We start from the raw sequence: 21,914 nt of genomic DNA on the forward strand, positions 1-21,914 counted from the left end.
TTACTAGAAGTAGTTTTACTTGAATACCTTTATCTTTATAAAAAAATAAAAAGGTCATTATATTTATACTTTTTTAGAAGAAATTGTATATTTGCCGACCGTAATACAAAATCATTTTGGTCGCGTAGCTCAGCTGGATAGAGCATCTGCCTTCTAAGCAGACGGTCACAGGTTCGAATCCTGTCGCGATCACGAATAAGCAAGCCTAACCGAGGAATCGGTTAGGCTTTTTTCGTTCGCAGAAAGTCATGCTCGCATGATCTTTCGAGCGGACGAAAAAAGGCGCCAGCGTCGCAGGCGCTGTGAGGCTTACTTTCAGCACGGATGGCAAGGGAACTTGAATCCTGTTGCATGATCTTTCAGTGAACGAAAAAAGGCGTCAACGTTGCAGACGTTGTGAGGCTTATTTTCAGCACGGATTGGAAGGGAACTTGAATCCTGCCTATCAATCTTTCGAGCGAACGAAAAAAGGCGTCAACGTTGCAGACGTTGTGAGGCTTACTTTCACCACGGATGGCAAGGGAACTTGAATCCTGCCCATCGATCTTTCAGCGAACGAAAAAAGGCACCAGCGTCGCAGGCGCTGTTGGGCTTATTTTCAGCACGGGCCATAGAGGTTTTTTGGCTTATTTTTCCATGTGGTGAATTGCCACGGCTATTTTTGAGTCGGCCGTCCCATAGTAGAGAAACCATTTGTTTTTTAACTTTACCAGCCCCTCTACAAAGCAAACTTCGTTCACCTCACCAACTTTCTCATAATCCTTATCGGGATGAATAAAATATTGTTCTGTTCGGTCGAGTAACTTATAGGGCTCGTTCTTGTCAAAAAGTGCTTGGCCAGCAGCATAGGTGAATTTAGGTAAATTGGAGTCATTGAAATTAGCTGCATTACTTCCATTATATATCAATAAAATCCCTTCTTCTTTGAATATGGCAAAAGGGCCGGGTTCAACCAATCTACTATCAAAATAGCCCTTCCGAGGATGTAAGACCGATATCATCCTTTTATTTTCCTCATCCTTACATACTTCCCAATTGATCACGTCTTTTGAGGTGGCCAAAAACAAATTTGTATCTCCAAAATACATCCAATATTTTCCATCTATTTTTTTAGCAATATTTTTGTTTTCGACCAATTCTACAACAATGGCTCCCGATTTTGACCAAATATCTTTATCCTCTTTTAAAACAAGTCCATGCTTGGTCCATGTAACTAGGTCTTTAGAAGATGCAATCGCTAGGCGCGCTGTTTTGCCATCATAGGCCGTATAGGTCATAATGTAAAGCCCATCCTCACTTTCGACAATTCGTGGATCTTCAACTCCATCAAAATAACAGTTTAGACAATCTTCCAATGCTGCATCCTTATCCATCTTCTTATAATTCCATTCATACGCTTTCATAAAATCGTTATCCGGATAGAATACGGGTCTTTCTTGTTTTGTAAAATGAAGTCCATCGGAACTGATCGCAAGGCCAATGCGAGATGTTCCGCTTGAATCTTGTGCTCTATAGAACAGGTAAATTTCACCGTCTTTTACTATTGCGGAAGGATTTAGTACATTTCTTTCCTCCCAATTCCGGTGTTTTTTTGTTATAGGACATTCAAAATGTAGGCTTGCTGTGGGCCTTAGGATAGGGTTAAGACTATCGACCTTTGTAAAACCTGTGAAGGCCCAATGCTGGAGGTCATGTGGTGGTCGATCGGTCTTTAAGGATTTCTCCTTGCAGCCACAAAACAAAGTTGCCAATAGGATCACCAAATAAAAAGACTCAGTCCTATGAATATTATTGAACATGGTATATTTTATAGTGTGGATTGATGTAGTTGTAAGGTAGTGATTTTAAATTCAGTGTCTTATTAATAGCCATTATCAGCAATCTTCTTATTCGGGCATTTCAATTTCAAAACTTTGAGTAACCTTTGCAATTGAAGGACTTACATTTTGATTTTAAGAAGTTTTAATGGTATTAACCAATTAATGAGCTTAAAACAAGTATCTTTGAACAACGTACTATCTTTCTGTTGATATTAATTATCCCTTCGCACCACTACAGCGATTTCTGAGGCTTTGTACTTTGAGCCTTTATTTTGATCAATGAAACCCTAGTGACCAACCTAATGACTGATTGCTGGTAAGTAACTATCTAATAGTAATTGTAATCTTACGTTTTGCTTATGTCATTGCGCTGCAATTCGTTTTAATTCAACTGTATATGGCTTTATTAAAAATGGGTGTTATCGGTACTTCCAAAAAAGAAGATGAAAGACGCGTGCCTATTCATCCAGAGCATTTAAAAAGACTTCCAGAACATATTCGAAGGCAACTTGTTTTCGAGAAGGGCTATGGAGCGCCTTTCAATGTCAAAGACGAAGAAATTAGCGACGTCACTGGTGGAATGGCAACGCGAAGTGAAATATTAACTGATATTGGTTCTGTAATAATTGCCAAACCAGTTCTATCAGATCTAGAGGAACTAAAAGAGGATGGCACGCTTTGGGGATATCCGCATTGTGCACAACAGTCACAAATTACACAGATCGCAATAGATAAGAAATTAACCCTGATCGCTTTTGAAGATATGTATGTATGGAATCCGAGCGGACAAATGGGAAGACATACATTTTATAAGAACAATGAAATGGCCGGTTATAGTGCGGTTATACATGCACTGCAATTAAAGGGAATAGATGGTCATTATGGCAACCAGCGAAAGGTGATCATCTTTAGCTTTGGTGCCGTTAGTAGAGGCGCCATTTACGCCCTAAAGGCACATGGTTTTAGAGATATCACCATCTGTATTCAAAGACCGGATCACGAAGTAAGAGAAGAAGTGCTAAATGTGCACTATGTTCGGATTAGAAAAGGAGGCGAAAACGAACCAAGATTAATTGTGGTTGAACATGATGGTTCGGAACGACCGTTATTAGACCTGATAGAAGAAACTGAAATCATCATCAATGGAACCTATCAAAATACCGATGATCCCATTGATTATGTGAAAGCGCATGAAAGATCGATGCTTAGACCTGGTACGCTAATTATCGATGTGAGCTGCGATGAGGGCATGGGGTTTTATTTTGCAAGGCCTACCACCTTTAAAGATCCGATCATAGCGATCGATGATATCGATTACTACGCAGTGGATCATACGCCGAGTTATTTTTGGGAAAGTGCTTCCCGGTCCATTTCAGCTGCGTTGCTCGTGCATTTGCCTTCTGTGATCGCTGGTCGCGAAAGTTGGAATGAAAATGCAACCATTAAAAATGCGATAAATGTTGACAAAGGAGTCATTGTGAAAGACGCTATTCTAAGGTTCCAGCATCGTCAAAAGGATTATCCCCATCATGTGAAGGCATAAAGAAACAATATGTTTCGAAAAGTACGGTTGCCAATATTGGATTCTAAATTATCGTGAACGTGTTTTTATAGGATGAACCGTGACTACCAGCGATGGGGTAAGATTTGTCTAGAGCCAGCTCTGTGCTCAGTCGAAGGGTAGTCCCAAAGTACCTTTAGCTGAAATTGCAGTTTTACATCAGTATGTATAGGCCTTCACCACTCGGGTTTATAGATCAAATAACTTTTTGGGATGTCGATTTTAATATAGGTCGCAATGTAGTCTTCGCTATACATTTTTATGGTGTCTTTTGATACCTTCGACAAGGTCTCTTTTATAAAGCATTCGCCACATTGTGGATTTTTGAAATAAACTTGAACAATGAACTTTCCTTTTTTATAGGTGTATAAATAGCTTTCCGCCTTTTTGGGGTTTAAATCGTCTATGTCGGTCACATCAATGTTTGTAAACTTCCCAACTCTACCGTTCTCATAAAATTTTAAATACGTAGGATTCGACTTTAGATACTGATTTTGCATCGAGTCGTTAGAATGGTCAAAAGTGTTTATCAGAGAAATTTGTCGATACATTTTAGAGGTGTCAACAATGGTGTATGCAATAGGGTCGGAATTTGGTTTGATTTTTTCAAAATGAAATCCTATTCGTCGTTTCCCAAATTCGTTTACAGAGGAACAGCTCAATGTTATTATGAATGCTAAAAAAAATAGTATAAGAAGTGGAAGCTTGGACATTTAACGTAGTTTGGTCTTTTAATGATGTTTTCTGGTTTTAATAGGCTGACTAGCATGCTTATGTATGTAATTTAGCAAATAAAAACGAATTGAGAATCCGCAAGACAGTCAGACTAGGAGCTTACCAGAACGACTCGGTTAAACTGCTTACTTATCGCTATCTTTTCGTTCAGTACTAGATTTCCGTATAATGGGGTTTTGATTAATTTCTTTTGTTTTCTCTACAAAGGCTTTATTTAAAGCCTTGGTCTTTTTTTTCAGCTCATTCTCCTTTAAAGTACCGTTTTGTAATTCGATCTCTAGCTCGATGTGCTGTGAAATTCTGTTCAATGTCATGTTATACTGTTCTGCTACTAAACTACTTTGATTAAAAGAATATGTATGAAACAGATTTCTCATTTTTTTAGCAGATTCAAATTGAGACAATAATGACTTGTAGGTGCCCTTGGAAATATACTGGCTGATCTTTGAATCGGAAAAAATGATCTCTTCGGTAAAGTTTGGATAATTTAAAGCATTGATAGCAACGTTGAGAGAGTCTAATTTTACCTGTTGGTATAGGTCAATGAGGCTTTTATTTTCTATGAAGTTTTGATCTACGTTGCTCTTGGATATTTCTAGAATATCGATCACATACTGCTTGTCTTTTCTTTTTTCTGCGAGGTCAGAGAAATAAAACGCCAATAGCACACCGATGATCGTGGCTATTAGAGTAAAATAGAAATCGATTCCATTGCTATATCGCTTTCTAATGCCTTTGAACTTCCTACTGAATGAGAAAATTGTGATAACAACAACTAAGATTAAGATGATGACAATTAAAAATCTCATATTTTTTCAATTTAAAATTAGGCATAATGTCTCTTTTAAGGATGGTAGCCAATTTCATAACCATCTGGCTTTAATTCCCATATGCTTAAACTCATCAATTACGTTATTTTTTGCATAACATAATACAGCATTTTTCAAGTTAGGGAACTGTTTTGCATCTTCAGCGGTCTCTATGTCCCAATAATGTTCCCAACCTTCTCCAAATCGCAAAAGTTGCATGTAAATACTGTTTCCACCATCTTGATATATCTCGGTCACTGCATTTGCCAGTCTCTTGGGAATGGGCAGTTGTTTGAAGTATTGTGTTACCTCTGGTATAGGATCATAACCTTCTTTCTCAAGATCGATGTCCCTTTGGTCATACCAGATCACAAATTCGAACAGATCAAATTTTGGCACCAGCAATTGTTGGATATACATGAGTTCTTGGATCATGCATAATTTAAAACCAAAATCTACGAACTCCATTTGCTCTTCATCGATCTCTTTGATGATATATTTGTCTCTTGGTATTTCTTTGACGGAGGGGCCTTTGAAGGTAGTTATCTCAATGGCTTCAACCTTTCCTTCATTTAGATCGAACCAAACACTTATGTTATTCAACACTAAGACTCCTGATGGATCATGGTCGAAACGTTTGACCCTCTTGTTTTTGTTCGCGCTGTAATAGGCAGTGGCTTCCTCATCATTCAAAAAGAACGCTCCTTTAAAGATCTCTTGAGGGCTAAAGTCAAAATTTTCTTCTTTAAGCTCGAGTACAAGACTTTCAATCGCCTTGCCATTTTTTGAATAGGCCAAGACACCTAATTCATCCCAAGTGTAGATGGTGTTGTACTTTTTCTTGACAGCTCTTTTCGGTGCCGATAAAACATTCTCTAAAACCCGTATGTCAATAGGAAATTGCAATGCAGAATCATTGATGCTAAAATTATCTTGGGATAGTCTTATAGAAATCATATTATTTTCGTCAATATTAGAGCTAACTAAATTTTATATGACTCATTTCGAGAAAATTGGGGCATCATTTTTCGCTTTAACCTAAAGATACCAAATTGCAATCACACGAGCCTGCCTCTCCGGCGACCGACAACGATCGATCCGAAAACAATTTGGCAATATCGAATTAAAACAGTCTGTTTTTAGCTCAAGTTCTTACTTGTGTGGAGTTTTTATTCAATTACAAGAGTCACATATATTTTTCCGTCCTCTCCTATATAATCTCTATTAAAGACCTTCCTGCCAATGATCTCATTTTTGGCTTTGATAATATCATCAAGGTCACCAGCTAATTCAATCTTGAATTTATTCTTTTTTGTCCTGAATTCGTGTGACACATATAATAAATATTTATCTAGAATATCTTCAAGAGGATATTGGTCATTGGTCTCACCAGACCCTTGCACGTACGATATACTCATCCTATATTTGAAAACGTCATCGTCTTTAAGGTCGAGATAAATGCCCGTTTCAATAAGCTTGTAACGTTCTTTATTCCTATATCTTCGTGGATTTTCCAAAGTGATGTTGTTCATTACATTGTATTCCAAGTTTAGTTTATACTGTTTTGAGGTAACAGCGTCATTCTCGCTTGTCTGAGCGAATAAAATATCCGTGACAGCGGTTAAGATCATAATGACCATGACTTTTCTTATGGTGTTTTTCATTCGTTTATTATGACATACAACGGCCTTATATGACCGTCAGTTATTAAATGTGGTCATACAGTGTTGTAAATAGTTATTTTTTCCGCAATGTATTTTTCAATCAGTTCTTTGTCCGCTTGGCTTTTTAAAATCAATAATTCGTTGTTTTTATGTGTGCGATAAATCATTAAGAATTTTGTTTTTCCGCTCCTCGTTAATTTCGAGTATTCACATCGGTTCGGATCAAAATTTTCGGTTATGATTTCGGACTTATTAGTTCGACCAAGTATTCTTTTCAAGCTAGTCATTCTTCCACTTTTCTCGTCAATTTTTAATTCCGAATAGTAGATCCAAGAAGCAAATCGGTAAAGAATGTATCCGATCAGGGTCAAGACTGCCACAAAAATTCCGACTCCGAATCCGAGAAAATAAATCAGGAAAAGGAATGTGGTAGAAGTCCATATCATTAGTTCTTTCCACTTGAATGGAATTCGATCACTCAACGTATGTAGGTGGCCATTCTTAGAAATTCTAAAGTAGTCTTCGTCTTCGTTCATCATCGTTTATAACCGTCTTGTACAACTTCAATGAGGATGCTTATTTCGATCGAGAAGATAGTAATTTTGTAGGGAATCCAATTCGTTTTGTCACCGGACCTTCGCAATCATGGTTATCGGTTATTTATGTAGCGCTTCTTAAGTTCAATGTTGAAGTCAGTTATTTTCCCAAGTATCACTTGCTAGAACGATCGAAGTCTCAACTTGTCTTTCAGGGATGGTCCAATAGATCTTCAACAACCTGTTTTTCTCCTCATCCGACAATAATCTAAAGCCATGTTTTTCATAAAAACTAATTGCCCATGAAGCATCTTTCCAAGTCCCGATCAATACAGGTGTTTTTGATTTTTCAATTAGGTGCTGTAACAATTTTCCACCAATACCTTTTTGGCGTGCGATTGTTCTAACATAAGCGTGTCTTATTAGGGTCACGTCATTTTTAAATTGAATTCCCATCACGCCGAGAATTTTGCGATCCTCTTCATATTTCCAAAATTGTACCCCTTCCTTGATTTGAGTTTCAAGCTCATCTCTGGACATATAAGGTTCTTTCCACCTGTCTTCTGGAATAATTCCTTTATAGGCTATCGATGCATCATTTATTATTTCATAAATGGTATTGAAGTCCTTTTTTTCATCACTCTTTGTTATCATATGTCCAATTTTATTAAGTGTTGTAAACCGCGTTCGTGTATGCGCATTAGCGGATTTCAAATACGCTACTTTTTCAGATTACAAGATACTTCCATAAAATGAAATAGCGGTTCAAGTGCAAACTTGAACCGCTATTGCTTACACAGGTTGTTGTGCAACGTTTTATTTTAAGAATAAAAATTAATCGTTATTAAATTTGACTTCTCCACTTTCCATATCATATACAGCAGAAATGATCATAATTTTACCCTCATCTTCCATTTTGGCCATTGTTGGAGAAGCTTCTCTAATATTTTTTACGGTTCGCATCGCATTGTTTGTAATAACGCTATTGGTAAATGTAGTATTTTTTGAACTACGTTCACCTTCTAGTGCTGTTTCGACAACTGCTGGTTCAATCTCGTCCATTAAATTTGCTAACGATCGCATTCCCAGAGCCTCGGCGTCTACTTTGTCGATTGTCGATTTTACAGCACCGCAAGCAGTATGGCCCATAACGATTACCAGTTTTGAGCCTGCAACCGCAGTTGCAAATTCCATTGAACCAACAATATCTTCGTTTTCGATATTTCCTGCGACGCGTGCAACAAATATATCACCAATTCCTAAATCAAAAACGTCTTCCACGGGCACTCTGCTATCAACACATGACAGCACAATAGCTTTAGGAAATTGTCCAATCATCGCTTTTCTTCGCTGTGCAGAATGATCTCGTTGAGTAAGGTTATTATTCATAAAATTCTCATTCCCTTTTTTAAGACGCCCAATGATTTCTTGAGGTGTCATTTCCGCTTGTTCCTCAGCTGTTAAAATACTTTCTACAACGTTCTCTTCAATAAGTTCTTTCTGAGTGTTTTGTGTTGCTGGTTCTTGTTTTTTCGTTTCTCCACAGGAAGTAAAAAGTATTACTGTGAAAAGTGTGGTCAATGCTAAAAATAGTTTTCTCATATATTTAAGGTTTAAAGTGAAAATTTATAGTGTGTGGTGCAAGCTAAATTGTAATTGTCCTTTTCGCCAATTTTCCGTGGTCTGTTTCATCCAACCAAGCTGCAGTCTCAATTTGTTGCTTAAAGCATAGCCAAGACCTAAATAAGTTCTATTTCGATCAAAGAACTCAACATTTCGATCATTTCCTATATTGCGTTCACCGTTTATGAATAGCTCATTGTAAAAGGCAAAATATGGTGTGCCTTTGGTTAAAGCAGTTCCTTTAATTGGAACATTTATAAAAAGATTATAGCGATATCGTGTCCTGAAGTTCTGATTTTCTACCCATCTTTGTTCGTAGCGAAATCGATGCGTTAGTAAAAGTCTTTTTAGAATTGTATTTGAGAACAAGGCTTCCTGGTATATGCGGTTTTCTGATATCGGATTGTCAATATCAGTTCCAAATTGTCCTGTAGTAATATTGGCGAAACCGAGGGTGAATTTTATGCTTGAATCTGATCGCTGATACGTTAAACCAGTTCGTAACAATAACTGTTCTCTATCTCCTAGTCCTCGCCAATCACGGTATTGCAGATCTCCCTGAATTCCCCAATTAGATTCTTTAAAGGTTGCATTATAAAAATACATATACCAGGCTCCTAATTGATTGTTGTCTGGTGCTTGAGCATTTACTTGACATAAAGTCAGAAAACAAATGGTGATAAAGGGAAGAATTCTTTTCATTTTGTTCAAGAATTGTTTTAAATACTTAAACAAAAATACTACCAAAGTCTTTTGGTCACGTGTATTTTAACAAATAGTTAATAGTATTACTTGCAAAAATTATAGGATTGCTTTTATTTTAAGTGATTTTATAAATGTTGCGTACTGTTTTATTCCATATTGTAATTTCCATTCGCCCATTTTATTGTCGGTTCGATCCATTCCTTTAAAGGTCTAAATAAAAATCCGTGTCCCATTCCTGTATTCAATTCTATTTCTTTAAAGTACACTATTTCGCAGTTAGAGATCTCCTTTCGTTCCAATGAAGAAACACCAAATGGGTCAGACTTTTCGTAAATCGTTAAAATATTTCCGCAAAAATTGATTTCTGGTATATTTTCAATATCGCTATTCCTAAAACTTGCAATAAATACAAAATTCAAATCTTTATTATTTGCTAAGGTCGAAACGTATTGAGCAATATATCCACCTTTTGAAGTCCCAACCACTGTTATTTTTCTCGATTCTGTTCCATTTTTTATTAAACTGTCTATCTGGGTTACAATTCCAATCGCATATTCTCTTGCGTTGACATTTCCACTCCGCTTTTCGCTTATCACTTTAAATCCTGCTTTTTTAAATTCAGCGATGATTTCGTTGTAATACGTGCGCCCGAATTGTGGATGCAATTCATTTAATTTGTGTTCTTCCAAAAATCGGTTGTGAAGGAAGAAAACGAATCGCTCATTATCATTGTTTCGACATGCGAGTAAAGTTGAGCAAAAAAGAATTCCAATTAATAGCTTATTTTTCATCGATTTTCGATTTATCTCTAATTGCAGGCAGCATATAAAATATACAAACAGTTTGAGTTTAACGACATTTGGTGCTTATGTCTATCTCCAGCATTTGCTTCCAAATCTGATGATCTTTTCCTTGTGGAGATAAATAAAACCAAACCAAATATTTTTCCATAAGCGGACAATACTCATTTTTGATTTTTACATTCAAAACAATCACCTCTTTTTTAAAAAATTCATCGTACAATTCAATTGAACCTTCAAAGACGTTATTGTCCTTTTGCTGAATGGAAGACTTCGTTTTAGGAATTTTTTTTAAAAAATTAAAATTGGTAATTGCTCCGGTATTCATAAGCCCATCAAAATATGTGTTGCTTATATTTTCTAGCTTGGAAGAGCTTAGACCTGGGTTTTCTTCAAGCACCCACAAGATGATATATGAAAAATAATCCTCTCTGTTTTTCTCTCCCCACCCAGGAGCAAAACGAATATGTTCTTCCCCTTGATAATCCAAATCGTTTGCGAAGATCAATGGAAATTCTAAAACTTCACTTCTCCATTCATCATTTGTAACGAGAACATTGTCAATATCATTATGTAATCTAAGGTAGAGGTACCCAACTCCAATCGCTATAACAACGATAATAAGAAATAATATTTTGAATAGCTTTTTCAGCATTCTTCCATCCTAATCAATTATTTAAAAGGGTCTGTGTATGGCACATTGCGGAAAATCAGCTCTGATTTTCTACTGTAACAAAAGTCAGCAAATTCCATTGACACGAGCGTAGCGAACTAGCGCCAGCAATTTTCAGAAGCTTGTAAATGACGCAGTCGAAGTATAGTCGAATCCGCAGCGACAATGGGAAAGGGCGATGTAGGCACTTACAAAAATTTACAAGCGATCAAAAACATTTAAATTTTATTAATTGGCTTTAACGGTTTTACTCGATCGGCACCGAGACCTTGGTCCTGTCCCACATTAGATTTAAGGCATTACCCTCTAGTGTGATCGTAAACTGCTCCACTGGCGATGTTAGTTGCTGGGTAGCAACGATGACATTGGCGACATCGGCCTCAGGTTCGCGTGGGGTTTCGCTTCCACCACTAGAAAAGGTGACACCCCAATCGTACATCTTATTGTTAAAGATCACCTCCCAAGAATCTTTGTTGGGGATGGTCCAAAGCGAGTATTTACCTGCTGGCAAAGGCTCTCCACCAACGATCAGGTCTTCAGTGGTCTCAAAGGTCGACGGTTCGTTGGCACCTGTACGCCATACCTTTCCATAGGGGACCAGACTGTCAAAGACCTTTCGGCCTTTTTTGAAAGGGCGGTTGTAATAGACGGTGATATCGCTATCTCCGATGGTCTGTGTAATGGTTTGCTCCGGACTGTGCTTTTTAGTACTTGGCTTTAAAACAAAAGGCCAGATCACAAATTGGAATAGCAGAAATAGTACGATAAGGATTCCTACAGTCCATTTTAAAAACTTTTTCATGATGGATGGTTTTGGTTGTTTTCCTAATTAAAGGTAGCAAAATTTCAAAACCAATCCGACCATCGTCCAAATGCTCTAGTGTTTTGAGAATTCTGAAATTTTATCCTGATACTCGCTCAACAATAGACTGAGCGCATTGAGCGTACCTTCTAATTCGTTCAAGTCAAGATTCTCTAATTGCAAGGTGTCTCTGAAAATAACTTTCTGCCCAGATCGGTCCAAGGCAAAAGCACCGTGTAAGATATCTCTGTTCTTGATGAGTAGATTCTTGTATATCAACTCGTGGTCTTTAACAATTTTGAAAAGATATTGTTCGAATATCAATAAGGGTTCATTGATGCCCAATACCAAATTGTGAATAGCTTCTTCGTCTTTTTTGATGATCATGATACCTTGCTTGGCATCTTCCTGAGCGATCTCGAAATGAAGTTTCTTCAAATGGTCTTTAATTATCCTGAAATGATCTTTCATCAGTTACTAGTTCTCGATTTATTTTCTGTTTGCCGTAGATTCGACCTAGCACCATACGGTATCTTCAATATTACAAAAAGAATATGATCTTTTCTACTACGGTGATTACAAATTCGATCAATTTTAAAGCTGCTGCGATTGCCATGATGTTAATTTTGTTAGATTCTTGATTAGTTGTTGCTAATTTTTTTAGTAGTTTGATTTTAAAGTGTTACCTTCGCATGTAAACATCTAAAAATTTTAGCTTTAACGATTATTTAGCTAAAAATGTTAGCGTAAAGATACTATAAAAATTTATATTTGCAAATAAAATTAGCAAAACATGTCTTTTTTTGGAAAGAACATAAAAAAAATCAGAAGCGTAAAAAGTATGAGCCAGCAGGCTTTTGCCGATCTTTTCGACCTAAAACGCGGTACTTTAGGGGCCTACGAAGAGGGTAGGAGCGAACCCAAGATCGAGACTATCATCAAAATAGCTAATTATTTTAGCATATCTATCGATAGCATGCTTACAGACGAGCTTACAGTAAATGAACTACTTCGATTTAAAGGAGATCTCGCAACCGATATCGATGAATATATGCGCGAAAGGTTCGTAGCCGTTCCTTGTATCACAGAACGGACCGCAACCGACTATATCACCAACTATGACAAATCTACCTATGTGAATGAGTTGCCGACACTGCAATTGCCGGTACCGGAAGATGCTGAGCTCCGAGGATATACCATCACCAATCTGGAGATGACCTCACACGATAAAGGGTTGTATCCAGATGATGTGGTCATCGGAGAGAAAGTTGCACTCAGTGATGTAAAAGGTTTAAAGAATGGTACGCTGGTACTTTGTCTGATCAATAACGAGTTGATCCTTCGGCGTATTTACTTTGTGAAAAGTAAGATCGTTTTGAGGGCCGACCATAAGAATATCAACGACAAGCTCTTTGATGTTGCAGACCTGAAGGAACTTTGGGAGATCAAATATGTCTTCAATCAGCGCATTCCAGATTATACCGATATCGTCGAGGAGCGAATGTTGCTGCTAGAGCAAGAATTTGAAAAACTCAGAGAACGCTTCGGTGGTGGAAGTTAATTCACCTCAAACTTAAAGATCGATTCATTCTTATATGTTTCTCCAGGGTGGAGTACGGCAGAGGGAAAATGTGTTTTGTTCGGAGCGTCGGGAAAATTTTGGGTTTCAAAACAGATCGCCCCAAAATCGAGTGGTGTATATACCACAGCAGCTGGTTGATCGGTACTCAACTTCATCGAAAGGCCACTTTGCGCACTTTCTAAATGTATCACCTCCTTTTTGTTCTCCCCAAATATAAAGGTGTCATCCATTCTAGTTTCCCCGATGGCTCTTATTTTAGTGAAATTATAATGGATTTCTTCAACTGCCAATTTTCTACCTGTGGGAATCAATTTATTGTCGACTTCGAGATAATGGGACGCACTCATCCTTAACAAATGGTTATCGATTTCTTTGCTGTTGCCATCCAAGTTGAAATACGAGTGATTGGTAAGATTCACCAGGGTCGGGCGGTCGGTCCTAGCAAAGTGCGTGATCTTTAATTCCTTTTCCTGCGTTAGTTGATAGGTCACAGTAGCTTCTAAATTTCCAGGGTAGTGTTCTTCCAGGTGCTTACTGTGGTATGTGAAACGTATAAAAGGTTCTCGACCGTTTCCTACAGTATCAATTTCCCAATATTTCTTGGAAAATCCTTCCTTCCCGCCGTGAAGATGAACGCCATTTTCTACATGTAGTTGATACTCCTTGGCGTTAAGAGAGAATCGTCCATTGCCTATCCTACCCGCAAAACGACCAACACAGGCCCCCAGATAATACGGGTCGCTCAAATAGCGCTCCGGGTCTTCATGTCCGATCACTACATTGATAAATTGTTCAGCGGCATTCTTCACCTCTAGCTTTTGAATGATAGCACCGTAATTTAAGGCGGTCAGGCGAATGTTCTCTGTGGCAATGGTCAATGACTTCAATGGAAACTGTTTTTAAGCTGAAAATACGATATTCAAGTGATCTTTGGTAGAAAGTTGAAAAAAGAAGTAACTTTTTGCAACATTGAAAATTTTATCCCGTCATTAGGGTGTTAAAGTAATTGAAGAGGATGTCTTTTCCGATTGCTAGCGTCGGAAAAGATATTTCAAACCTAACTAGCCAAGATGTTTCAGGTAGACCTGATCGAAAAATGTAAAAGGAACGACCGAAAGGCGCAGCTAAAGTTGTACCGCAAATATTGCGATGCGATGTTCTGTGTGGCAAATCGGTTCATGAAAAATACATTTGATGCCGAAGATGTGATGCAAGAAGCTTTTTTGAGAGCATTTCAGAAATTGGATCAATACAACGGAGAGGTCGCCTTTGGCGCTTGGTTAAAAAGGATCGTTATCAATAAGAGTATCGACAAATTGAAAGCTAGCAAATACATGATCTCTGTAGATGACATTCAGTTAGAAGTGGTTGAAGACGACGATTGGACGGTAGATGACCATATTTCTCTCGAGGAGATCAAGGCGGCCATCGATCAACTCCCGGAAAAATATAGATATGTGACCATGTTGTATTTGATGGAAGGCTATGACCATCAGGAGATCTCGGAAATATTGAATATCTCTCAAACGGCCTCACGTACTCAATTGATGCGAGGTAAAGGCAAGTTGAAGGAACTTTTAAAGCATAAGCGAAATGGCACAAGACATTAGAAAGCTATTTAAAGAGGCGCAACATTTAGAAAAGAGTAAGCTTAGCAAAGAGCACGAGAAGCGTTTTCTGGCAAAGCTAGAGGAAGAACTCCCAGCCGAGACGAAACGATCATTTCGACCGTGGATATCAATGGCAGCCTCGATCGTGGTGTTGCTTGCCGCTGGGTTTGGTATTTCAAAGTTTTATGAGAAAGAACCGTCTGTGGATGCACAAAAGGTCGTAGAGGTTGATAAGAATGCTTCAAATCCTTACGAGATTACACTTGGAAATATCTCTCCGAATCTCAAAAAGGTAGAAGATTATTATGTTGCCAATATCAATTACGAGTTGTCGCAGATAGAGGTTGATGAAGCGAGCAAACACCTCTTCGATTCCTATATGAAGAAATTGACCGAGCTCAATGACGAGTACGTGCGTCTCAATAAAGAGCTAAACGAGGTTGGGCCCAATCAGGATAGCATCGATGCGATGATCGATAATCTTCAACTGCGCTTGCAATTGCTTTATCAATTACAAGAAAAATTAAAAGAACTTAAAAAATCAAAAAATGAACAGTATAATCCAAAGATCAGCTAATTACTTCATGTTGCTTGTGCTTGCCACCACCATGGTGCAGGCCCAAACACAACGAAGAGAATACAAAGAGAGCTTTGATGTAAATGACGATGTGGTGATTGACATTAACACCAACCATACCGATATTGAGTTTGAAACGACCAACAGAAACAAGGTGGAGATCGTGGCCACCATCGAGGTCGAAGGAGCCACGGAAGAGCAAGTCCAAAGATTTTTCGACAATTGGAAGTTCGAGGCCACTGGAAATAGCTCTAAAGTGAAGATAAATGCTCAGAAAGGTGCTTTTCAAGTTTATTCCTTTTACGAACAAAATGGTTTTGAATTTCCCGATATCGATTTTGAACCGTTGGTCGTCAAAATTCCAGATATCGATATGGAGCCATTCGTTGCAATTCCATCCATTCCTTCTATGCCTCCATTGCCAAGCATGGATTTTACCTTCGACTATGAGGCTTACAAGAAAGATGGGGATGCATATTTGGAGAAATGGAAGAAGCAATGGAAAGACAACTTTGATGAAGAATGGGAAGAAGAGATGAAAGCTTGGAAAGAGGAAATGGAATCTCGAAAGGAAGAAATGGCGAAATGGAAAGAGGAACACGCTAAGGAACGTGAGAAATTTAAGGTGGAGCTCAAGAAAGCGCGCGAAGAGCAGCGAGAGGAAATGAAGAGGGTGCGTGAAGAGATCAAGAAGTCGAGATTAGAAACTCGGGAAAAAATGAAAGAACAGAAACTTAAGCTTAAGTCGAGAGGTCAGAACTATTTTATCTTTTCTACCGATGAGGATGACAACATCAAAGTGAAGCGAAAGATAAAGATCAAAATGCCCAAAGGCGCCCGGTTAAAGATGAATGTACGTCACGGAGAAGTGAAATTGGCAGCAAATCTTAAGAACATCAATGCAACCTTGTCTCATACAAGGTTGCTTGCTGATGTGATCGACGGGAAACAAACGATCATCGAAGCCTCGTACTCACCATTGCAAATTACCAACTGGAACTATGGGCAGCTTAAAGTGAACTATGTGAAAGCGGTTGACCTCAAAAACGTGAACAGTCTAAAACTTTCTTCGAACTCCTCGGATGTATTTATCGGGAATATTCTCAATAATAGCATCATCAATGGTAGTTTCGGAAAATTGAAAATTGCCAACGTGGCCGACACCTTTAAGTCGGTGGATATCGTTTTGGATAATACAGATGCATTGGTCTCGTTACCCCAAACTTCCTTTTTGCTATACTACAGCGGTTCTAATTCCAGCATAAAATATCCCGATGACCTTAAGGTTGGTACCGAAGAGAATTACAACACGGTCATTGTAAAGGGCTTTAGAGGCAGCAGATCCTCAGACAAGAGTATCAATGTAACGGCCAATTATAGCGACGTGGTGATGCAGTGATGTTCATTTGGTTGAAAGTTGAAAGTTACGCAATTCTCTTCCCTAAGATCTCACTATGGCTCAATCCTTACTCTATCACAAAGTCGAAATAGGTTTTAGGAAAGGGTTCTTCCGCCAACGTAAAATGCCACCACTCGGTCGGTAGCGGCTTAAAGCCATTCTTCATCATCAGATCCCTCAGCAAGCGTTGGTTTTCTCGTTGTTGTTCGGTGATACGCCAACTCAGCGGTCTCGATTCCACACCAAAGAAATCCCATGGGGTTCCCATATCCAATTCATCACCATTCCGATCAATTATAGTCAGGTCTACAGTACTTCCTCTAGAGTGACCAGAACGTGTGGAAATATAACCTCTTTTAAAGAGTGTTGGCTTTGCTTCGTTCGGATAGTATTTATATTTCATCAAAGTGTCATTCCAATCGCGTGCCCAAATCCTAAAATGGTCCACCGCTCGTTGCGGGCGGTAGGCATCAAATACCTTCAAGCGCAATCCTTGGGCTTTTAAATTTTCTTGTACACTTTTTAGTTGAATGGCCGCTGCTTTGGTGACGATGCACTTCTCTTCATAGTAGCCGGCGATGGGCTGCCCCACAAAATTGTCGTTGCCACAGTATCGGATCTCCAATACGATATCGGGAATGATGTCATCGATATAAACAAAGCCTTCCGGGAGACGATTTTGACATATACTTGTTGAAATAGCGATGAAAAAAGCCAAAAAGGAATGTGCAATTTTCATGGAATGTCAATCTTTTAATATCAAAGTACTGAAGATGCTCGCATCGATCCATCCACGGTTCTTATCCTCTCCAGGCACAAATACCGATCCGATGAAATTTTCCCGCTCCGCGCTGGCATCGTTATCACAATATGCGAGCATGAAGCCTATCTTCTTTCCTTCCGATAACATCACTGGGATGTTTTCCTCACCGTCAACATAGCTATCATCAAAGACCTTGATCTTTAGTTCCCAAAGGGTTATATCATCTTCGGTAACCTTTTTCATAGCTACATGGTCATTGTATAGCCTTCCTTTTTCTTCAATGTCCATGTCCACCACATTGCCATCCAAAGCAACGTGATAGGCAAAGGCATTGTGCGTGAACTGATGATTTCCACCAGAATTGTCCTCATCGACAAAGATTTCCACACAATCGTCATCCCACCACAGCGTTAGAGGGTCCTTGTGCTGGTCGAAGAGTTGGTCATCAATAACCTTCACCAGTAAAAAAAGACCATCTTCTGTCCAAGCGAGCTTGTAATTTCCTGTGAAATCTTCAGGGGTGTAACTTTCACCTAGCCATGTTTGATCCAGGGGCCGCCATGATATATTTTTCCAGCATAAATCATCGGCAATACCATCGATCACCGGCGCCGTCGCGGCTTTTGAAACTTCAATGATGTCATGGTCGTTCTTTTCACTGCAACTGCAAAGTACTAAGGCGAACAGTATAAAAAGGGTTGGTCGGATTTTTTTCATGCTTAAAGATAGCAACTTTTCCTAGTCTAAAACCAAAATAGCCATGGGTTTGAATCCACGGCTATAATTATCTATGGCGACGGTATTTTTAATGCGCTTCTTCTTTCAACAACTCAGGATATAACTTCTGAAAACGTTTCAATCTTGGGATGGACACAGATTTTATATAGGGCTGATTCGGATTTCTGCGCTCATAATCCTGATGATAGTCCTCTGCCTTGTAAAAAGCCTTTAGCGGAACAACCTGAGTGACGATCGGTTTGCTAAAAAGCTTTTCACGCTCTAGCTGAGCAATATATTCTCTGATGGTCTTTTCTTCTTTTTCGTTCTGGTAAAAAGCAATAGATCGGTATTGTGCACCTCTATCAGGACCTTGACGGTTAAGGGTGGTTGGGTCGTGACTACCAAAGAACACACGCACCAGGGTTTCAAAACTCACCACCTCCGGATCATAATAAACTTCTACTGCTTCTGCATGCTTGGTACGACCATAGGCAACTTCTTCGTAGGTCGGATTTGGTCGTTCTCCGCCGGCATATCCAGAGATGACCTCCTTGACGCCCTTTACGCTTTCAAAAATAGCCTCTACACACCAGAAACATCCGCTGGCAAAATAGGCCTTCTCATAGGAAGAAAGGTCTTGGATGGTTTCTTTCTTCGTGACGGCATTGTTTTCTGAGGTTGCTTTCTCGTTGTTTGAAGTATTCGAAACACAACTTTGGGCAAAAAACAATAAAACAATAAAGGAACTCGCTAACTTCATCTTTTTTCTTTTTCAAATTAAGACGAAAGTTCGTGAATTCCTTACGAAAATTTGGTAAAGAGATGTTAATCCTTGATGATCGCCTTGTTGGTTAAGAAATAACCACCCAATAAGCCCAGTCCCGCACAAAGGAAAACAATTCCTACTTGAGCTCCTTCCATATGATGGTTGAAGCCTTGAAACGCCGTGAATGCCAATATCAATCCAGAGCCAATTCCAATGATGATAGAGGCTAAGTTGATGACGACCACTTTCCATATCTGTGACGGGTTGTTTTTGCGTTTTCCGAAGAAAATATCTGCCTGAGCGCCTTTTTCTATCAGATGCATACGCTCTTTGTGTCGCGTGGAAAAATAAAGGTATATGATTCCGAAAAAGGTTCCAAAAATGATTAAAAGTACAATAGCTGCTTCCATAATTGATTTAAATTTATAACTGTTCGTTTTGCCATTATGACGACACCTTTTCTAAATAGGTTACAGGATTTTTGAAAAAAGTGTGGAAAGATGTTCGTGACAATCTTAACTTTAGGTGGAGGATAGCAACTTTAAGATCAAAAAAAAATGTTTTGGTTGTAACCTTGTTTTAAAAACTGGCGTCTTATTTTCTGAATGAGCAAACAAACTGACCATCTGATCATTGCCGAAGTACGTGCTGGCAATACCAATGCCTATGCGAAACTGGTGACCCAATACCAAGTGATGATATTCACTTTGGCAGTTAGAATGCTGAATGATAGAGAAGAGGCCGAAGAGGTGGCTCAGGATGTTTTTGTGAAGGCCTATCAGAAGCTTGGTCATTTTAAAGGACAATCTAAATTCAGTACGTGGTTGTACCGAATCGCATACAATGCGTGTTTGGATAGGTTGAAGGTCTTGAAAAGGACGGTACGCTCTGAGATTTTGGATGAGGTGAATGAAAGTGATCTTGGAGAAATTCAGAATGGGCTAAGCCATTTGCTGGCACAAGAGCGCAAGGATATGATCAATTTGGCTCTCAGCAAACTGGAACCGGAAGAATCTGCCATTATCACATCGTTCTATTTTGAAGAGCTCTCACTAAGAGAGATCGCAGTAGCATTAAATATTTCAGAGAGCAATGTAAAGGTAAGATTGCATAGAAGTAGGAAGAAATTATTTGCTATCTTGAAACCAGTAGTGAAAACCGAAATAATTTAAGAGATGAAGGACGAAAGAGTTTTTGCAGAACACACAAAGCAACTTTTGAAGGAGGTAGGGGTTGAAAATCCACCTTTTGATTTTGCCGACAAGGTCATGCACAAGATCGAGGCGGTTAAAGAGGTGCAGTCGATTCCTGCGAAGCCGGTCTTTGGATGGCGAGCGTGGATGGCGGTGGCATCATTCGTTGGCCTGGTAGTGTTCCTGGTGATAAATACTTCGAGCACACTAGCGCTGCCAAGTTTTGTTTCGGAGGTTGTTGATGGCTGGGAGCTGCCATCAATCAATTTCGCTTTACCTGCTATTGACCTTCCCAATATATTGGTCTATTGCAGTCTGATATTCGGGGCTTTTGTATTCATTCAGTTTCTCATGATAAAACAGCGACTTGATCGTAGTTTTACTTAGTGCTTGAAGTGCTGCATTTAAGCTCTCAGCGTATGGGTGAATTCGATTAAAGAGGCAACAAAGCGGTGCCAAGAGTATTTTCTCTTTTCTTCTTTTAGGTACATCGTAAAATCGTCGACGCGGTCATTTTCAAAGAAATCGATAATAGCTTCGCTGATCGCCGCAGGATTCCTGTCAACAACATATCCTACCTTCCCGTCAGGGATGGTCTCTGCCAAACCACCGACATTGGTGACCAGCATGGGTCGTTCAAAGTGATAAGCGATAGGTGTTACACCACTTTGGCTGGCGGTATGATAGGTCTGTGCCACCAGGTCGACCGCAGAAAAGTAGTAAGCGATCGTCTCGAAAGGGACGAACTCATCGATGAACATCACTCGATCTTCAATCTCAAATTCGTTCACCAGTTTTCGATAGCGCTGCTGGTCGTCATAAAACTCTCCGACCACCAAAAGATGAATATCGTTTTTCTTGAGAGCCATATTTCCAAAAGCCTCCAGCAGCATGTCGAGTCCTTTATATTTTCTGATCAGCCCAAAGAAAAGTACATAATTGGCCGTGATATTCAATCCAAGTTTTTTTCTGGCAGATGGTTTATCAATTTTGGCTCCTAACTGCTCGTTGATCGGATGAGGTGAATACAGGATGGGTTTGTTGGTGAATTGCTTTAACTCGTCTCTAACGGTGGTCGAAAGCGTAACGAAGGCATCAAAAGGTCTTAAGAAATATTTGGTGAAGGCACGATCACCAAATCGTTTTTCGTGTGGTAACACATTATCTGTGAGTGCGATTTTGATAATGTCCTTGTTCAGTGATCTGGCGATCGTTCCAAAACAAGGTGCCATAAGGGGAATCCAATATCTTACAATGACCACATCTGGCTGTTCGCTGTTTATTGATTTGGCCACTTTTATCCAGTTGAAGGGGTTTGCCGAATTGATCAGCCGCCTTATATCTAGGTCTTTGGGAACTTTTTCTTTGCTGTATTGTGTTTTTCCGGGGAACAAAAAGGAAGGGTACTGCAATCTGAAGGTCACAATGCTCGTCTGATGTCCGTTTTTGTTCAACGCACGACAAAGGGCTTCATTGGTATCGGCGATACCTCCGCGATAAGGATGTGCAGGACCGAGGATGATGATCTTCAATGGATAAATGTTCAGCTTTGCCCTCAAAAATACGCAACACAACC

General features: G+C 39.2%; 26 protein-coding genes and 1 tRNA gene. 8 read left to right on the top strand and 19 right to left on the bottom strand.

What is annotated here, in order from left to right:
* The first annotated feature begins 118 nt into the window (after nucleotides 1-118).
* Nucleotides 119-192, top strand: a tRNA-Arg gene (locus tag ACFQ1M_RS04340).
* A 434-nt stretch (nucleotides 193-626) separates the two neighbouring features.
* On the opposite strand, the gene ACFQ1M_RS04345 is transcribed toward ACFQ1M_RS04340, so the two are convergent.
* Nucleotides 627-1,799: a glycoside hydrolase family 130 protein gene (locus ACFQ1M_RS04345; RefSeq protein WP_386404415.1), complete on the bottom strand. Its 1,173-nt coding sequence runs from the start codon at nucleotides 1,797-1,799 to the stop codon at nucleotides 627-629.
* A gap of 418 nt (nucleotides 1,800-2,217) precedes the next feature.
* On the opposite strand from ACFQ1M_RS04345, the gene ACFQ1M_RS04350 reads away from it, so the two are divergent.
* Nucleotides 2,218-3,363 carry a N(5)-(carboxyethyl)ornithine synthase gene (locus ACFQ1M_RS04350; protein WP_386404418.1) on the top strand — a complete coding sequence of 382 codons (1,146 nt, stop codon included), beginning with the start codon at nucleotides 2,218-2,220 and terminating at the stop codon, nucleotides 3,361-3,363.
* A gap of 194 nt (nucleotides 3,364-3,557) precedes the next feature.
* Here ACFQ1M_RS04350 and ACFQ1M_RS04355 read toward each other — a convergent pair whose 3' ends face one another.
* From ACFQ1M_RS04355 to ACFQ1M_RS04410, 12 genes are all read right to left on the bottom strand, one after another.
* Nucleotides 3,558-4,094: a hypothetical protein gene (locus ACFQ1M_RS04355; protein WP_386404421.1), complete on the bottom strand. Its 537-nt coding sequence runs from the start codon at nucleotides 4,092-4,094 to the stop codon at nucleotides 3,558-3,560.
* A gap of 147 nt (nucleotides 4,095-4,241) precedes the next feature.
* Nucleotides 4,242-4,925 (bottom strand): hypothetical protein, encoded by a 684-nt coding sequence (locus tag ACFQ1M_RS04360; RefSeq protein WP_386404424.1) that lies wholly within the window; start codon nucleotides 4,923-4,925, stop codon nucleotides 4,242-4,244.
* A gap of 54 nt (nucleotides 4,926-4,979) precedes the next feature.
* Nucleotides 4,980-5,882: a DUF6892 domain-containing protein gene (locus ACFQ1M_RS04365; RefSeq protein ID WP_386404426.1), complete on the bottom strand. Its 903-nt coding sequence runs from the start codon at nucleotides 5,880-5,882 to the stop codon at nucleotides 4,980-4,982.
* Between the two features lie 212 nt (nucleotides 5,883-6,094).
* The gene (locus tag ACFQ1M_RS04370; protein ID WP_386404429.1) at nucleotides 6,095-6,589 is read right to left on the bottom strand and encodes a hypothetical protein; all 495 of its coding nucleotides are present in this window, start codon (nucleotides 6,587-6,589) and stop codon (nucleotides 6,095-6,097) included.
* Nucleotides 6,590-6,642: 53 nt separating this feature from the next.
* The gene (locus ACFQ1M_RS04375) at nucleotides 6,643-7,128 is read right to left on the bottom strand and encodes a hypothetical protein (protein WP_386404432.1); all 486 of its coding nucleotides are present in this window, start codon (nucleotides 7,126-7,128) and stop codon (nucleotides 6,643-6,645) included.
* Nucleotides 7,129-7,281: 153 nt separating this feature from the next.
* Complete coding sequence (locus ACFQ1M_RS04380) at nucleotides 7,282-7,779, bottom strand: GNAT family N-acetyltransferase (protein WP_386404434.1); 498 nt, start codon at nucleotides 7,777-7,779, stop codon at nucleotides 7,282-7,284.
* A gap of 180 nt (nucleotides 7,780-7,959) precedes the next feature.
* Nucleotides 7,960-8,727, bottom strand: a complete 768-nt coding sequence (locus tag ACFQ1M_RS04385; protein ID WP_386404437.1) for a carbonic anhydrase family protein — start codon at nucleotides 8,725-8,727, stop codon at nucleotides 7,960-7,962.
* 24 nt (nucleotides 8,728-8,751) lie between these two features.
* The gene (locus ACFQ1M_RS04390; RefSeq protein ID WP_386404440.1) at nucleotides 8,752-9,450 is read right to left on the bottom strand and encodes a DUF2490 domain-containing protein; all 699 of its coding nucleotides are present in this window, start codon (nucleotides 9,448-9,450) and stop codon (nucleotides 8,752-8,754) included.
* 149 nt (nucleotides 9,451-9,599) lie between these two features.
* Nucleotides 9,600-10,244, bottom strand: coding sequence for an alpha/beta hydrolase (locus ACFQ1M_RS04395; protein ID WP_386404443.1), 645 nt, complete (start codon nucleotides 10,242-10,244; stop codon nucleotides 9,600-9,602).
* A gap of 58 nt (nucleotides 10,245-10,302) precedes the next feature.
* Complete coding sequence (locus ACFQ1M_RS04400; protein WP_386404445.1) at nucleotides 10,303-10,908, bottom strand: hypothetical protein; 606 nt, start codon at nucleotides 10,906-10,908, stop codon at nucleotides 10,303-10,305.
* Nucleotides 10,909-11,173: 265 nt separating this feature from the next.
* Nucleotides 11,174-11,728, bottom strand: coding sequence for a DUF2911 domain-containing protein (locus ACFQ1M_RS04405; protein ID WP_386404448.1), 555 nt, complete (start codon nucleotides 11,726-11,728; stop codon nucleotides 11,174-11,176).
* Nucleotides 11,729-11,803: 75 nt separating this feature from the next.
* Complete coding sequence (locus tag ACFQ1M_RS04410; RefSeq protein ID WP_386404451.1) at nucleotides 11,804-12,199, bottom strand: CesT family type III secretion system chaperone; 396 nt, start codon at nucleotides 12,197-12,199, stop codon at nucleotides 11,804-11,806.
* A gap of 370 nt (nucleotides 12,200-12,569) precedes the next feature.
* Between ACFQ1M_RS04410 and ACFQ1M_RS04415 the strand changes: the two genes are divergently transcribed.
* The gene (locus ACFQ1M_RS04415) at nucleotides 12,570-13,289 is read left to right on the top strand and encodes a helix-turn-helix domain-containing protein (protein WP_386404454.1); all 720 of its coding nucleotides are present in this window, start codon (nucleotides 12,570-12,572) and stop codon (nucleotides 13,287-13,289) included.
* On the opposite strand, the gene ACFQ1M_RS04420 is transcribed toward ACFQ1M_RS04415, so the two are convergent.
* Nucleotides 13,286-14,197, bottom strand: a complete 912-nt coding sequence (locus ACFQ1M_RS04420; protein ID WP_386404457.1) for an aldose epimerase family protein — start codon at nucleotides 14,195-14,197, stop codon at nucleotides 13,286-13,288. The two genes, ACFQ1M_RS04415 and ACFQ1M_RS04420, sit on opposite strands and share 4 nt — an antisense overlap.
* A gap of 183 nt (nucleotides 14,198-14,380) precedes the next feature.
* Between ACFQ1M_RS04420 and ACFQ1M_RS04425 the strand changes: the two genes are divergently transcribed.
* The 3 genes from ACFQ1M_RS04425 to ACFQ1M_RS04435 are packed head-to-tail and all read left to right on the top strand — an operon-like array spanning nucleotide 14,381 to nucleotide 16,896.
* A complete protein-coding gene (locus ACFQ1M_RS04425) occupies nucleotides 14,381-14,920 on the top strand; it encodes an RNA polymerase sigma factor (RefSeq protein ID WP_386404460.1) in 540 nt (179 codons plus the stop codon).
* Nucleotides 14,904-15,497 carry a hypothetical protein gene (locus ACFQ1M_RS04430; protein ID WP_386404463.1) on the top strand — a complete coding sequence of 198 codons (594 nt, stop codon included), beginning with the start codon at nucleotides 14,904-14,906 and terminating at the stop codon, nucleotides 15,495-15,497. The genes ACFQ1M_RS04425 and ACFQ1M_RS04430 overlap by 17 nt, the downstream gene beginning before the upstream one ends.
* The gene (locus tag ACFQ1M_RS04435; RefSeq protein WP_386404466.1) at nucleotides 15,469-16,896 is read left to right on the top strand and encodes a hypothetical protein; all 1,428 of its coding nucleotides are present in this window, start codon (nucleotides 15,469-15,471) and stop codon (nucleotides 16,894-16,896) included. Before ACFQ1M_RS04430 ends, ACFQ1M_RS04435 begins: the two co-directional genes overlap by 29 nt.
* A 67-nt stretch (nucleotides 16,897-16,963) precedes the next feature.
* Here the strand turns inward: ACFQ1M_RS04435 and ACFQ1M_RS04440 are convergent, their stop codons facing one another.
* The 4 genes from ACFQ1M_RS04440 to ACFQ1M_RS04455 form a co-directional block, all read right to left on the bottom strand.
* The gene (locus ACFQ1M_RS04440; RefSeq protein ID WP_386404469.1) at nucleotides 16,964-17,635 is read right to left on the bottom strand and encodes a M15 family metallopeptidase; all 672 of its coding nucleotides are present in this window, start codon (nucleotides 17,633-17,635) and stop codon (nucleotides 16,964-16,966) included.
* Nucleotides 17,636-17,641: 6 nt separating this feature from the next.
* The gene (locus ACFQ1M_RS04445; RefSeq protein ID WP_386404472.1) at nucleotides 17,642-18,376 is read right to left on the bottom strand and encodes a sugar-binding protein; all 735 of its coding nucleotides are present in this window, start codon (nucleotides 18,374-18,376) and stop codon (nucleotides 17,642-17,644) included.
* Nucleotides 18,377-18,464: 88 nt separating this feature from the next.
* Nucleotides 18,465-19,139: a peptide-methionine (S)-S-oxide reductase MsrA gene (msrA, locus tag ACFQ1M_RS04450; protein ID WP_386404475.1), complete on the bottom strand. Its 675-nt coding sequence runs from the start codon at nucleotides 19,137-19,139 to the stop codon at nucleotides 18,465-18,467.
* 65 nt (nucleotides 19,140-19,204) lie between these two features.
* Complete coding sequence (locus tag ACFQ1M_RS04455; RefSeq protein ID WP_386404478.1) at nucleotides 19,205-19,555, bottom strand: DUF6249 domain-containing protein; 351 nt, start codon at nucleotides 19,553-19,555, stop codon at nucleotides 19,205-19,207.
* 195 nt (nucleotides 19,556-19,750) lie between these two features.
* On the opposite strand from ACFQ1M_RS04455, the gene ACFQ1M_RS04460 reads away from it, so the two are divergent.
* Entirely contained in the window at nucleotides 19,751-20,317 is a 567-nt protein-coding gene (locus tag ACFQ1M_RS04460) for an RNA polymerase sigma factor (protein WP_386404481.1), read from the top strand.
* A gap of 3 nt (nucleotides 20,318-20,320) precedes the next feature.
* Nucleotides 20,321-20,725 (top strand): hypothetical protein, encoded by a 405-nt coding sequence (locus tag ACFQ1M_RS04465; protein WP_386404484.1) that lies wholly within the window; start codon nucleotides 20,321-20,323, stop codon nucleotides 20,723-20,725.
* Nucleotides 20,726-20,742: 17 nt separating this feature from the next.
* On the opposite strand, the gene ACFQ1M_RS04470 is transcribed toward ACFQ1M_RS04465, so the two are convergent.
* Nucleotides 20,743-21,870, bottom strand: coding sequence for a glycosyltransferase (locus ACFQ1M_RS04470; protein WP_386404487.1), 1,128 nt, complete (start codon nucleotides 21,868-21,870; stop codon nucleotides 20,743-20,745).
* Between the last annotated feature and the right edge of the window lie 44 nt (nucleotides 21,871-21,914).

It is taken from the genome of Sungkyunkwania multivorans (assembly GCF_042675645.1).
In the GTDB taxonomy this organism is placed as follows: Bacteria; Bacteroidota; Bacteroidia; order Flavobacteriales; family Flavobacteriaceae; genus Sungkyunkwania; species Sungkyunkwania multivorans.